Annotated in this window: 10 protein-coding genes; 4 read left to right on the top strand and 6 right to left on the bottom strand. The window is 72.9% G+C overall.

The window, feature by feature from the left end; genetic code table 11:
• Positions 1 to 16 precede the first annotated feature (16 nt).
• The 4 genes from JFN87_RS27965 to pgsA all read right to left on the bottom strand — a co-directional run bounded on the left by JFN87_RS27965 (position 17) and on the right by pgsA (position 3,987).
• A complete protein-coding gene (locus JFN87_RS27965) occupies positions 17 to 553 on the bottom strand; it encodes a hypothetical protein (RefSeq protein ID WP_209344400.1) in 537 nt (178 codons plus the stop codon).
• A 643-nt stretch (positions 554 to 1,196) separates the two neighbouring features.
• Positions 1,197 to 2,363: a glycosyltransferase family 4 protein gene (locus JFN87_RS27960; protein WP_209344398.1), complete on the bottom strand. Its 1,167-nt coding sequence runs from the start codon at positions 2,361 to 2,363 to the stop codon at positions 1,197 to 1,199.
• Positions 2,360 to 3,313: a phosphatidylinositol mannoside acyltransferase gene (locus JFN87_RS27955; RefSeq protein WP_209344396.1), complete on the bottom strand. Its 954-nt coding sequence runs from the start codon at positions 3,311 to 3,313 to the stop codon at positions 2,360 to 2,362. The genes JFN87_RS27960 and JFN87_RS27955 overlap by 4 nt, the downstream gene beginning before the upstream one ends.
• The gene (gene pgsA / locus JFN87_RS27950; protein ID WP_209344394.1) at positions 3,310 to 3,987 is read right to left on the bottom strand and encodes a phosphatidylinositol phosphate synthase; all 678 of its coding nucleotides are present in this window, start codon (positions 3,985 to 3,987) and stop codon (positions 3,310 to 3,312) included. The genes JFN87_RS27955 and pgsA overlap by 4 nt, the downstream gene beginning before the upstream one ends.
• A gap of 268 nt (positions 3,988 to 4,255) precedes the next feature.
• Here pgsA and JFN87_RS27945 point away from each other — a divergent pair, with 268 nt between their 5' ends.
• Together JFN87_RS27945 and JFN87_RS27940 are read left to right on the top strand one after the other, a co-directional pair.
• On the top strand, positions 4,256 to 6,502 hold the full coding sequence (locus JFN87_RS27945; RefSeq protein ID WP_209344392.1) for an elongation factor G-like protein EF-G2: 2,247 nt from the start codon (positions 4,256 to 4,258) through the stop codon (positions 6,500 to 6,502).
• 179 nt (positions 6,503 to 6,681) lie between these two features.
• Positions 6,682 to 8,307 (top strand): AbeC-like domain-containing protein, encoded by a 1,626-nt coding sequence (locus JFN87_RS27940; protein WP_209344402.1) that lies wholly within the window; start codon positions 6,682 to 6,684, stop codon positions 8,305 to 8,307.
• A 23-nt stretch (positions 8,308 to 8,330) separates the two neighbouring features.
• On the opposite strand, the gene JFN87_RS27935 is transcribed toward JFN87_RS27940, so the two are convergent.
• Positions 8,331 to 8,894 (bottom strand): HIT family protein, encoded by a 564-nt coding sequence (locus JFN87_RS27935; RefSeq protein ID WP_209344389.1) that lies wholly within the window; start codon positions 8,892 to 8,894, stop codon positions 8,331 to 8,333.
• 66 nt (positions 8,895 to 8,960) lie between these two features.
• Between JFN87_RS27935 and JFN87_RS27930 the strand changes: the two genes are divergently transcribed.
• Positions 8,961 to 9,674, top strand: a complete 714-nt coding sequence (locus JFN87_RS27930) for a potassium channel family protein (RefSeq protein WP_245182095.1) — start codon at positions 8,961 to 8,963, stop codon at positions 9,672 to 9,674.
• A gap of 45 nt (positions 9,675 to 9,719) precedes the next feature.
• Here JFN87_RS27930 and thrS read toward each other — a convergent pair whose 3' ends face one another.
• Entirely contained in the window at positions 9,720 to 11,702 is a 1,983-nt protein-coding gene (thrS, locus tag JFN87_RS27925) for a threonine--tRNA ligase (RefSeq protein WP_209344385.1), read from the bottom strand.
• A 188-nt stretch (positions 11,703 to 11,890) separates the two neighbouring features.
• Here thrS and JFN87_RS27920 point away from each other — a divergent pair.
• The coding region (locus JFN87_RS27920; RefSeq protein WP_209344383.1) for a 3'-5' exonuclease family protein at positions 11,891 to 12,555 on the top strand (665 nt) is incomplete at its 3' end.

Raw genomic sequence — 12,555 nt, 5'->3', positions numbered from 1 at the left:
TCCAGTGCTCTTCGGATCAGAGGGCGGCCGGGGGCTCGTCGTCCATCTCGAAGGCGAGGGGTCGCGGCGCGTGGCCCGCGAGCCGGAACCAGCGCACCTTGCGGTGCCTGCGCAGGGCGCGCGCCGCGCGCACCGCGTCGTTGTAGAACCTGCGCGCCATGGGCACGCGCCGTACGGCGGCGGCGAGTTCGTCCGCCGCCGCCTCGCCGCCGGGCGCCTCGCGCACGGCCTCCACCTGCGCGGGCTCCCCGAACACCGCGCGCAGCGCCTGGCTCAACTCGCTCTCGGAGACCTCCCGCTGCTCCTCCTCGGACTGGCGGGCCGCGTGTGCGGCCTCGTACAGCACGATCGACGCGGCGGGGTCGAGCACGCCGGACGTGGCCACCTCCTGCGCGACGGAGGCCCTGCGCAGCAGGGTCGCGTCGAGGGAGGCGCGGGTGGCGTCGATCCTGGCGTGCAGCCGGTCGAGCCGGCCGGCGGTCCAACTCAGGTACAGGCCGAAGGCGATGAGCAGGACGACGGCGACGCCGATCCAGGCAAAGGTCACGATCACGCCAGCAGGCTACCGGCCGCGCGGGGGCGGCCCACCGCCCGCGCCGCACGGTGTCTGCGGCCCTGAACGGTTCGGCGCACCGCCGTTGCCCCCACCCGCGGCCCGGCGCGGGCCGGTTGGCCACCCGTGCGTCTGAAGCCCGGCCAGGTCAACCCCCAACGTCCCCTCATGGGTGCGCCGTCCGCGACGGCGGGCACACGCCTCCCGTCTCGGCGGCCGGGCCACGGACCCGGCGCCCCGAGGGCGCACGACCGCCGCGCGGGCCCGGCCGTGCCCGGCCCGTCGACGTCCTCCCGGAAGACGCGCGTCCGGTCGGGCCGCGCCTTCGGTGCGCCGCGACGATGCCCGCCGAAGGCCGGGACCGGCTCGACGTATGCGCCGCCGGTCGGCGGGCGAGCCGACGCACGCCCGTGGAGCGGACGGTTGGCGCGATCGCGGAGGGCCCGTCCAGGCCACCGGCCGGATCAGGGTCCGGCGGCCCGGGCGCGGCACCCAGTGCAAGCGCCAGGGTCCGGCACGCCCCGCGGCGGCGCGGGCACACGCGTCCGGTCACGGCCGCCGTTCCCACGCGCCCGCTGCTGCCCGTTCCCGGCCCGATGGCCGGGTCCCGGGCCTGGCGGGCCCGGTGCGCGCCCAGCGCGCGCTACGCGCCGCGCCTTGTGCGGGGTGGGCGCGCCGCGGGTTCCGCGGCGACCTGCGCCGCGCCGTCCGCGACCGTTTCGTAGACGGCGAGGATGTCCGCGCCGACCGTCGACCAGTCGAAGCGCCGCACGTGCGCGGACGCGCGCTCCCGCAGCCGCGCACGCCGCGGGGCGTCGGTCAGCAGCGCGAGCGCCGCGGCGGCCAGCGCGTCCGCGTCCTCGTTCGCGTACAGCATCCCCGCCTCGCCCTGGTCGAGCACCTGCGTGAACGCCTCCAGGTCGCTGGCGAGGACGGGCGCCCCGGCGGACATGGCCTCGACGAGGATGATCCCGAAGCTCTCGCCGCCCGTGTTGGGCGCCACATACAGGTCGACGCTGCGCAGCAGCCGCGCCTTGTCCTCGTCGCTGACCATGCCGAGGAACTCGACCCGCGAGCGCATCGCGGACGGCAGGGAGGCGACGGCCTCCTTCTCGTCGCCGCGCCCGGCGACGAGCAGCCGCGTCCCGGGCCGCTCGGCGAGGATCCTCGGCAGTGCCCTCATGAGGACGGGCAGGCCCTTCCTCGGCTCGTCGATCCGGCCGATGAACCCGATCGTGGAGGCGTCGTCCGTGCCCTGCCAGTCCGGGTTGGGCTCGGCCTTGGCGAAGAAGTCGACGTCGACGCCGTTGGGGATCACCACCGCGTCCCCGCCCAGGTGTTCCACGAGTGTCCTGCGCGCGTACTCGCTGACCGCGATGCGCGCGCTGATCTTCTCCAGCGCCGCCTGGAGGATCGCGTAGGCCGCGATCATCGCGCGCGAGCGCGGGTTGGACGTGTGGAACGTCGCCACGATGGGGCCCTGCGCCGCCCAGCAGGTGAGCAGCCCGAGCGAGGGTGACGACGGCTCGTGGATGTGGACGACGTCGAAGCCGCCATCGTGCAGCCAGCGCCGCACGCGCGCCGCGGAGATGAAGCCGAAGTTCAGCCGCGCCACCGAGCCGTTGTACGGCACGGGCACGGCGCGCCCCGCCGAGACCACGTACGGGGGCAGCGGGGTGTCGTCGTCGGCGGGAGCGAGGACGGACACCTCGTGGCCGAGGGCGATCAGGTGCTCGGAGAGGTCCCTGATGTGGAACTGCACGCCTCCTGGCACGTCCCAGGAGTACGGGCAGACGATGCCGATCCTCATTCGGCCGGTCCCGATGCCACAGGACCCGCGCCCGCGCCGGGCGCGGCGACGCGCCCCGGGTCCAGGTCCGCGAGCCACAACCGCTGCAACATGTGCCAGTCCTCCGGGTGTTCGGCGATACCGCCGGCGAAGGCATCGGCCAGCGCCTGTGTCATGACAGACGTCTTCTCCTCGCGCGTGCCCGACCCGGGCGCCTCGATGGGCGCGTGCACACGCCCCCGCATGACGGGCGAGTCGTCGTACCAGAGCGTCACGGGCAGCAGGGCGGCGCCGGTGTGCTGGGCGAGCAGCGCGGGGCCCGCGGGCATCGTGGCCCGCTCGCCGAAGAAGTCGACGCCGACGCCCGAGGACGACAGGTCGCGGTCGGCGACCAGGCAGACCATGCCGCCGCCGCGCAGCCGCCTGGCGAGCGTGCCGAACGCGGCACCGCCGGCGTGCGGCAGCACCTCCATGCCGAGGCTCTCCCGGTAGGCGACGAACCTGTCGTACAGCGTCTCGGGCTTCAGGCGTTCGGCGACGGTGGTGAAGTTGCGCCCGAGCGCCTGCGCGACCCACGCGCCCGCGAGGTCCCAGTTCGCCAGGTGAGGCAGCGCCAGTATCACCCCGCGGTCGGCGGCGAACGCCTCGTCGAGGTGGCGAAGGCCGTCCGGCGTGAAGCCGTCCACCACGCGCTCCTTCGACCACGTGGGGAGCCTGAACGACTCCATCCAGTACCTGAGGTACGACCGCATCCCGGCCCTGGACAGCTCCGCGAGCCGCTCGGGCCCGGCGTCCGGCACCACGCGCGCCAGGTTGGCCTCCAGGCGCAGCACGCCCTTGCCGCGCCGCTTCCAGGCGATGTCGGCGATGTTCCTGCCGAGGGCCTTGGCGACCGGCTCGGGCAGCATCTTGACCGTGGACCAGCCGAGCCCGTACAGGGCGTCCGTGGCCCGGTCCGCGGCGTCGCTCACGAGGCGGCCCCCGGCGCGCCGGCCTCGGCCTCGGCGCGCGCAGCGTCGGCCTCGGCCGACTCGCGCCGCACCGTCACCATGCGCTGCCACAGCGTCACCAGAGAGCCCGCTGCGACGATCCACAGGGCGATCGGCAGCAGGATCTGGATGGCCGGCACGCCGAAGGTGCGGTGGAAGCCCGCGAGGCCGCCGAGCACGAGCGTGATCACCAGGCGTTCCGCGCGCTCCACCAGGCCGTTCACGGCGACGGGCAGGCCGATCGACTCACCGCGCGCCTTCGTGTACGACACGACCTGGCCGCTCGCCAGGCAGAAGATGGCGACGGCGCACATTATGTCGTTGTCGCCCGTGCCCGCGTACCAGAGCGCGAACCCGCCGAAGATCGCGCCGTCGGCGACCCGGTCGAGCGTCGAGTCGAGGAAGGCGCCCCACCTGCTGGAGACGCCGGCCTGCCGCGCCATGTTGCCGTCGACGAGGTCGGAGAAGACGAAGACGGTGATGCAGATCGTGCCCCAGAAGAACTCGCCCCGCGGATAGAAGACCAGCGCCCCCGCCACCACCCCGGCCGTGCCGATGAGGGTGACCGTGTCCGGGCTCACCCCCCGGCGGAGCAGGAGCGCGGCGAACGGTGTGAGGACACGCGTGAAGAACGCACGCGCGTACTTGTTCAGCATGGCTTTCCCGAGGTTCGTGGCGCCTGGCGGCCCCGTTGGCCGTCGGCTGGCCCATCGTAGCCAGGACGGCCGGCCGGCACCGCCGGGTCCCCGAGCGGCCTGGGGCGCGCCGGGGCGCGCCCTCGTCCCCGACGTATGGACGTGACCTGGCACGGGTGCGACCCTCGAAGGGCACCGTGGGCACCGCCGGAGCTGCCCGTGCGGCTCCCCCTTGTCCGCGCCCTTCACATCTCCTCACCGCGCGCTCACATCCGGGAGGCAGGAAACCATGGGCGACAAGGCGAACACACACATCGGAGCCGCCGGAGGGGCGGCTACGGCCGGCCGGCCCGCCGCCGTGCGGAACGTGGTCCTGGTCGGCCACAGCGGATCGGGCAAGACGACACTCGTCGAGGCGCTGGCGCAGACCGCGGGGGCGCTGGTGCGGCCCGGCAGGGTCGAGGACGGCGCGACGGTCTCCGACTACGACGAGATCGAGCACCGCCAGCACCGCTCCGTGCAGCTCTCGCTGGTCCCCGTCGAATGGGGCGGCTACAAGATCAATTTCCTGGACACCCCGGGATACGCCGACTTCGTCGGTGAGCTGAGGGCCGGTCTGCGTGCGGCGGACGCGGCCCTCTTCGTCGTCTCGGCCGCGCAGGAGGCCGAGGCCGTGGCGAGCACGACGCGCGCCGTCTGGGACGAGTGCGCCGCGGTCGGCATGCCGCGCGCCATCGTCGTCACGCACCTGGACACCGCGAGGACGGACTACGGCACGATGACGGAAGTGTGCGGGCGCCTGTTCGGCGGCGAGGACCCGGACGCCGTGATCCCGCTCTACCTTCCGGTGCTCGGTCCCGAGGGCCCGGACGGGCACGCGCACGCCACCGGGCTGACCGGGCTGCTGTCGCGGCGGGTCTTCGACTACGCGTCGGGCGAGCGCGTCGCGAAACCGCCGGCCGACGACGATCTCCCGGCCGTGGAGGAGGCGCGCAACCGCCTCATCGAGGGGATCATCGCCGAGAGCGAGGACGAGACCCTGATGGACCGCTATCTGGCGGGCGAGGAGATCGACGTCGGCACCCTCACCGCCGATCTGGAGAAGGCGGTGGCACGCGGCGTCTTCCACCCGGTGCTCGCGGCCGCGCCGGCCGCTGACGGGGGCTCCCAGGGCCTCGGCACGGTGGAGCTGCTCGAACTGGTCACGGGGGGCTTCCCGTCGCCGCTGGAGCGCCCTGCGCCGGAGATCAGCGGGGTGGGTGGCGGGGCGCGCGACGGCGTACGCGACGGCGTCGGCTGCGACCCGGAGGGTCCACTTGTCGCGGAGGTCGTGAAGACGGCCTCCGACCCGTATGTGGGCCGCATTTCGCTCGTACGGGTCTTCTCGGGGACGCTGCGGCCCGACGACACCGTGCGGGTGTGCGGCGGCCCGCACAGGAGCGACGGGCACGATTCCGGGGCCGGCCCGGCCGGCGGGGAGCCGCACGAGGCGGACGAGCGCGTCGGCTCGCTGTCGTCGCCGTTCGGCAAGCAGCAGCGGGTGCTGTCCGAGTGCCGGGCCGGTGATCTCGCGTGCGTCGCGAAACTGGCGCACGCGGAGACGGGCGACACGCTGTGCGCGCCGGAGAGGCCGCTGCTGGTGGAGCCGTGGCCGATGCCCGAGCCGCTGCTGCCGCTGGCCGTCGAGGCGCACGGCAAGGCCGACGAGGACAAGCTCTCGCAGGGTCTTGCCAGGCTGGTCGCGGAGGATCCCACCATGCGTCTCGAACACAACCAGGACACACATCAGTTGGTGCTGTGGTGCCTGGGCGAGGCGCACCTGGACGTGGCGCTCGACAGGCTGCGCAGCCGCTACGGCGTCCAGGTCGACGCCGTGGCCCACCGGGTGCCGCTGCGCGAGACGTTCGGGGCGGGCGCGACGGGGCGCGGCCGGCACGTCAAGCAGTCCGGCGGCCACGGCCAGTTCGCGGTCTGCGAGATCGAGGTCGAGCCGCTGCCCGCGGGCTCGGGGATCGAGTTCGTCGACAAGGTGGTGGGCGGCGCGGTGCCGCGCCAGTTCATCCCGTCCGTCGAGAAGGGCGTGCGCGCCCAGGCCGCGCGCGGGGTGGCGAGCGGGCATCCGCTGGTCGACGTGCGGGTCACCCTGTACGACGGCAAGGCGCACTCCGTGGACTCGTCGGACGCCGCCTTCCAGACGGCCGGCGCGCTCGCGCTGCGCGAGGCGGCGGGCGCCGCGCCCATCAGGCTGCTCGAACCGGTCGCGGAGGTCGGCGTGCTGGTGCCCGACGCGTACGTGGGCCCCGTGATGAGCGACCTCTCCGGGCGCCGCGGACGTGTCGTCGGCACGGAACCCGCGGGGCCCGGGCGGACGCTGGTGCGCGCGGAGGTGCCCGAGCTGGAGATCGGCAGGTACGCCGTCGACCTCAGGTCCGTCTCGCACGGCACGGGCCGCTTCAGCCGCACGTACCTGCGCCACGAGGCGATGCCGTCGGGCGTGGCCGAAAAGCTGCGTGAACGGAGCCTGATCGAGGCCTAGTCGGCATATGACTGCCGCGGGCGGGGCACCCCGGATACGCTGGGGTGCCTTTGCCCAGTTCAGCATGTGTGGGGTCTTCGCCGGCGGGGAAGAGGCGGCACAGCGGTACCTCGGGCGACGCGTGGGGGTCACAGGTGAGCGACGGGTTCGACTTCAGCCCGGGGGCGCAGGTGCCCCTGATGGGCGCGGCGGGGCAGACCGCCGCCACCCAGGCGCTGGCCTCGGCCGCGTACCGCGACAGCGATCTCACGGAGATCCTCAAGGCGGACAACGAATGGCACAAGTCCACCATCAAGGGCGGTTCGCGCGCCAAGGCCGGCAGGCGGAACATCTTCACGCCCAATCTCGGTGAGGCGTTCGCGCGTGCCGTGCAGACCCGCACGCTCGGCGCGGGCCGGGCCGCGCTGGTCCAGTCGTTCGGCATCGAGCCGCAGACCGTCGTGGAGCACTGCTTGGCGGCCAACCGCATCAGGAAGGAACGCGACCAGAAGCTCACCGTCGTCACCCTGCTGTTCGGCGTGCTGTTCCTGCCGGGCCTGCTCGTCTGGCTCGGTGTCTTCGCGCTGCGCCGCGGGCTGTCCTCGGGCGCGCGCAGGAGCGCGGGCGCCATCGGGACGCTGCTGCTGATCGCGGTCGGCGTGCTCGGGGTGGTCTGCCTGCTGTTCCTGCCGTTCGACGGGGTGCTCGGCTGGTACATCCGCGGTGTCATCGTGATGCCCGTCATCGGCTGGTACGCGGCCAAGCGCGTCTCCGAGGCCACCGCGCAGGACCTGCGGGCGCGGTGGGACGCGCTGCTCGCGGGCGGCGGCGTCGGTGCCAAGGTGCCCGACGCGGTGCCCGGCCACCCCGGCGAGTCGGCGCGTGAGGAACTGCGCCAGGGCCTGCAGAAGCTCACGGCCGAGCAGCGCTCCAACGTGGTCTTCTACGCGGGCCCCAAGGGCATACTCGGCATGGGCACCCGGTGGGGCGGCTGGCAGCTCGCCGAGCAGCTCGACCCGGCCGAGCCGGGCAAGGAGATCCACGGCTTCCGCAGCTGGGACGTGGTCAAGGCCATCCATGACCAGCTCAAGCTGCTGGAGCGCGGCCCCCTCAACACGGGCGGCTTCCCGACACCTTCGGTCAACCACTGGATCGTCTCGCCGGTGGGCGAGGGCGCGGGCGAGGTCAAGCGGCCCGAGGGCCAGGACATCGAGGCGTTCCAGGTCAAGCCGCACGAGATACAGCGCATCTGCAACCACCAGCAGTTCGGCAGCGGTGACCGCCACTATCTCGGCGTGCAGTTCACGCTCTGGGACGGCCAGCTGGTCATCACCATGCTGATCAGCGTCACGGTGCTGCACGAGACCCTGCGCATCGAGGTCACCGGGTACGCGCTCGGCCCCGTGCACCCCCTGTTCACCACGAAGCCCGCGGCGAACACCGTCACCACACCGAAAACGGTCAAGTTCTGGGAGACCAGCACCCGTACCTTGCCGCTCGTCAACAACGACGAGATCGTGCGGCTCGCGGTGCGCGCCCCGCTGCTGTGGTACCCGCCGGTCCTCGACCACCTCGGCGGCAAGCTCGTCCTGCCCGAGCCGTTCGGCCTGCGGCACGCGTGGGCCGAACAGCCGTGGCTGCACCGCTTCATGGCGGACGACGCCCTGCGCACGGCCACACCCGTGCTGCGCGTCACGCACAACGCGGCGCTGCGCGTCCTGGAGGAGCACGGCGTCGACGTCACCTCGTTCGGCAACCGGGCCGGCTTCCTCAGCGGGCAGGTGCAGGACCCGAATCCGTCGAAGGCCGACACCTACAACGCGTGAGCCGCTTTGTCGGGCGGGTACGGTCAGGGCCTGGCGGGCCAGGCCGCCGCCAGCATCGCGCGGGTGTCCCCCAGCAGCTGCGGCAGCACCTTGGTGTGGCCGACGACCGGCATGAAGTTGGTGTCGCCGCCCCAGCGGGGCACCACGTGCTGGTGCAGGTGGGCGGCGATGCCGGCCCCCGCGACGGCGCCCTGGTTCATGCCGATGTTGAAGCCGTGCGCCCCTGACGCCCTGCGCAGCGCCGCCATGGCGTGCTTGGTGAACTCGGCGAGCTCCGCCGTCTCCGCCTCGTCGAGTTCGGTGTAGTCCGCGACGTGCCGGAACGGCACGACCATCAGGTGGCCGCCGTTGTACGGGTAGAGGTTCAGCACCGCGTACACGCGCTCACCGCGCGCGATGACCAGGCCGTCCTCGTCCGACTTGGAGGGGATGGAGCAGAAGGGGCAGCCGTCCTCGGCCCCTGACCCGCTGGGCTTGTTCTCGCCCTGGATGTAGGCCATGCGATGAGGCGTCCACAGGCGCTGGAACGCGTCCGGGCTCCCCACTCCGATCTGCTGCTCCGGCTCAGTCGTCATGCTGTGCAGCATAAGACGTCACACCCGCGGGGCGTGTCGCCGGTGTCCGCCCCCCGCGGCCGCCGTAATGCTGGTCCGATGCACGACGAACCGGCATCCGGGGGGCTGGCGCGCTGGGAGCGGCGCACGGAGCTGCCGCTGCTCGCGGTCTCGCTCGTCTACCTCGCCGGGTACGCGGTGCGCGTGCTCGCCTGGGCGGCGCCCGAGGCCTGGCGTGACGCGGCACTCGCGGTGGTGGCGGCCGCGTGGGCGGCGTTCTGCGCCGACTACGCGGTACGGCTGGTGCTGAGCGGCGAGCGGTGGCGCTTCGTCCGCACGCACTGGCTGGACTCGCTCGTCCTGCTGCTGCCGCTGCTGCGGCCGCTGCGCCTGGTGAAGCTCCACTCGGCGGTCCGCCGGCGCCGGGAAGGCGGGGGCGGGGGCGGTCTCTCGCTGTACGCGCGGGTGATGACGTACGCGGGCCTGTCCGCGGTGCTGCTGACGTTCACCGCGGCGCTCACCGTGTACCACCAGGAGCGCCTGGCCCCCGGCGCGACGATCCGGACCTTCGGGGACTCGGTGTGGTGGGCGGTCTCGGCGATCACGACCGTCGGGTACGGGGACGTGACGCCGGTGACACCACTGGGGCGGACGGTGGCGGTGGGCCTGATGGTGTGCGGCGTGGCGCTGCTCGGCGCGGTGACGGGCTCGTTCTCGTCCTGGCTGATCGAGGTGTTCCGGCGCGAGGGCCATGACGCCCCGGGCACGGACGCGCCGCCCGACGCGCGGCGGCCCCCGGAGGCAGGTGCCTGACCAAAGGCACGTGCCTGACGGGGGCCGCCGCGTGGCGTGCGTGCGTCAGATCTGGACGCGGTCCGCGACCACGCGCTCGATCTTGTCGAGCGCCTCGCCGCGCGGGATGCCGTTCTCCTGCGACCCGTCGCGGTAGCGGAAGGAGACGGTGCCCGCGTGCATGTCGTCGTCACCGACGATGATCATGAACGGGACCTTGGCCTTCTGCTGGTTGCGGATCTTCTTCTGCATGCGGTCGGAGGACGAGTCCACCTCGACGCGCAGCCCGCGCCCGCGCGCCTCCCTGGCGAACTCCTCCAGGTAGGGCACGTGTGTGTCGCCGACGGGGATGCCCACGGCCTGCACCGGCGCGAGCCAGGCGGGGAAGGCGCCCGCGTAGTGCTCGAGCAGCACCGCGAAGAACCGCTCGATCGACCCGAACAGCGCCCGGTGGATCATGACGGGCTGCTGCTTGGTCCCGTCGGCGGCGGTGTACTCGAGGCCGAACCTGGCCGGCTGCTGGAAGTCGACCTGGATCGTGGACATCTGCCACGACCTGCCGATGGCGTCCTTCGCCTGGACGGAGATCTTGGGCCCGTAGAAGGCGGCGCCGCCCGGGTCGGGCACCAGCGGCAGCCCCTGCTTGTCGGCGGCCTGCTGGAGCGCCGCCGTCGCCTCCGACCACTCCTCGTCCGTGCCGAGGAACTTGTCCGACTCGGGGTCGCGGGTCGACAGTTCGAGCTCGAACTCGGTGAGGCCGTAGTCGCGCAGCAGGCCGAGGACGAAGGTGAGCAGCGAGTCCAGCTCGTCCGCCATCTGCTCCTTGGTGCAGTAGATGTGCGAGTCGTCCTGGGTGAAGCCGCGGGAGCGGGTGAGGCCGTGCACGACGCCGGACTTCTCGTACCGGTAGACCGTGCCGAACTCGAACAGCCGCAGCGGCAGTTCGCGGTACGAGCGGCCCCGCGACTTGAAGACCAGGTTGTGCATGGGGCAGTTCATCGCCTTGAGGCGGTAGTTCTGCCCGTCGAACTCGATGGGCGGGAACATGCCCTCGTCGTAGTGCGGCAGGTGCCCCGACGTCTCGAACAGCCGCTCATGGGAGATGTGCGGGGTGTTGACGAACTCGTACCCCTCCACCTCGTGCCGCGCCCTGGAGTACTGCTCCATCTCCTTGCGGATCACGCCGCCGCGCGGGTGGAACACGGCCAGGCCCGAGCCCAGCTCGTCCGGGAAGGAGAACAGGTCGAGCTCGCTGCCGAGCCTGCGGTGGTCGCGGCGCTCGGCCTCGGCCAGGAACTCCAGGTGCGCCTTCAGCTCGTCCTTCGACGGCCACGCGGTGCCGTAGATGCGCTGGAGCTGCGGGTTCTTCTCGCTGCCCCGCCAGTACGCGGCGGCCGAGCGCATCAGCTTGAACGCCGGGACGGCGCGCGTGGTCGGCAGGTGCGGGCCGCGGCACAGGTCCTTCCAGCACAGCTCGCCGGTCTTCGCGTCGAGGTTGTCGTAGATCGTCAGCTCGCCGGCGCCGACCTCGGCGCCCGCGCCCTCGGCGGCGTCGGCCGCCTTGCCCTTGAGGCCGATCAGCTCGATCTTGTACGGCTCGTTCGCCAGCTCGGCGCGCGCGTCCTCGTCCGTGGTGACGCGGCGGGAGAAGCGCTGGCCGCGCTTCTGGATCTCCTGCATGCGCTTCTCGACGGCCTTGAGGTCCTCGGGCGTGAAGGGCCGCTCGACGTCGAAGTCGTAGTAGAAGCCGTCCTTGATGGGCGGGCCGATGCCGAGCTTGGCGTCGGGAAAGATGTCCTGCACGGCCTGGGCCATGATGTGCGCCGTCGAGTGGCGCAGGATGTTCAGGCCGTCGGGCGACGAGATCTCCACGGGCTCGACGCTGTCGCCCTCGGCGACCTCGTACGCGAGGTCCTTGAGCTGTCCGTCCACGCGCGCCGCCACGACGGTGCGCTCCCCGGTGAAGAGGTCGGCGGCCGTAGTGCCCGTCGTCACCACGCGCTCTTCCCGCTCGGAATCGCGTTGGATGATCACACGGACGTCTGACACCGGTCTCTCCCTCACCGCACTGGCTGCCGCAGCGGGCGCTGCGCCCGTGAATCGTACCGATCCCCGCCCGCGGTTCGCGAAACGATATAGCGACCGTAAAGACCGCGTACCGCACGCCCTGTCCGGGTAACAACCGGTCCGTGCTGCGGTCCGCAGCCATCCGGCGTGCGCGCGCGAGGAGTTCGTGGATGACGTTGTGGTACGAGGGGCCGCTGGCCGCGTTCGGGGCCGCGACCACGGGGAGGGACGCCGAGGGCGACAGGATCGTCTCCGCGGCGGTGGTGACGCAGGAGGCGCCGGGCAGGAAGCCGAACGTCACGCGGTGGCTGATCGACCCGGGCGTCCCGGTGCCCGCGCGGTTCGGGCCAGGCGACGACTTCCTGCACCGCAACGGCCGGTGGCCGGCCCCCGTGGTGGAGGAGATAGCGAGGGCGCTCGCCCGCGCGTGCGGGCGCGGTGTCCCGCTGGTCGTGCCGCACGCCTCGTACGGGCTCACGGTGCTCGACCGCGAGCTGCGGCGCCACCGGGACTCCCGGCTGGCGCGCTACGTGGAGCCCGCGCGGCTGTGCGTGCTCGACCCATGCGTCCTGGACGGGCACTTGGCCGGGCACCCGTCCAGGCGCGGGCCCGGCCGCCCCGACGCCCGCCGCGGCGTGGCCGAGCTGTGCGCGCGGTACGGCGTCGGGTACGCGGAAGCCGACGAGCCCGCGCTGCGCGCAGTGGCCGCGCTCGAGGTGACGCGCGCGCTGGGGCGGCGGTTCGCGACCCGGCTCGGCCGGCTGACCGCCGCCGAGTTGCACCGGCTGCAGGGTGCCTGGCACGCGGCGCAGGTACGGCGGCCGTTCGGGCGGTG

This window comes from Streptomyces montanisoli, from assembly GCF_017813245.1.
Lineage (GTDB): Bacteria > Actinomycetota > Actinomycetes > Streptomycetales > Streptomycetaceae > Streptomyces > Streptomyces montanisoli.
This window is presented reverse-complemented; position numbering and strand designations above follow the sequence as displayed.

Bases quoted from the DNA above. Each gene is read 5' to 3' on its own strand.
- JFN87_RS27940 (WP_209344402.1), top strand. From the start codon at position 6,682: ATGGGCGCGGCGGGGCAGACCGCCGCCACCCAGGCGCTGGCCTCGGCC.
- JFN87_RS27935 (WP_209344389.1), bottom strand. From the start codon at position 8,894: ATGCTGCACAGCATGACGACTGAGCCGGAGCAGCAGATCGGAGTGGGG.
- JFN87_RS27945 (WP_209344392.1), top strand. From the start codon at position 4,256: ATGGGCGACAAGGCGAACACACACATCGGAGCCGCCGGAGGGGCGGCT.
- JFN87_RS27960 (WP_209344398.1), bottom strand. From the start codon at position 2,363: ATGAGGATCGGCATCGTCTGCCCGTACTCCTGGGACGTGCCAGGAGGC.
- JFN87_RS27930 (WP_245182095.1), top strand. From the start codon at position 8,961: ATGCACGACGAACCGGCATCCGGGGGGCTGGCGCGCTGGGAGCGGCGC.
- pgsA (WP_209344394.1), bottom strand. From the start codon at position 3,987: ATGCTGAACAAGTACGCGCGTGCGTTCTTCACGCGTGTCCTCACACCG.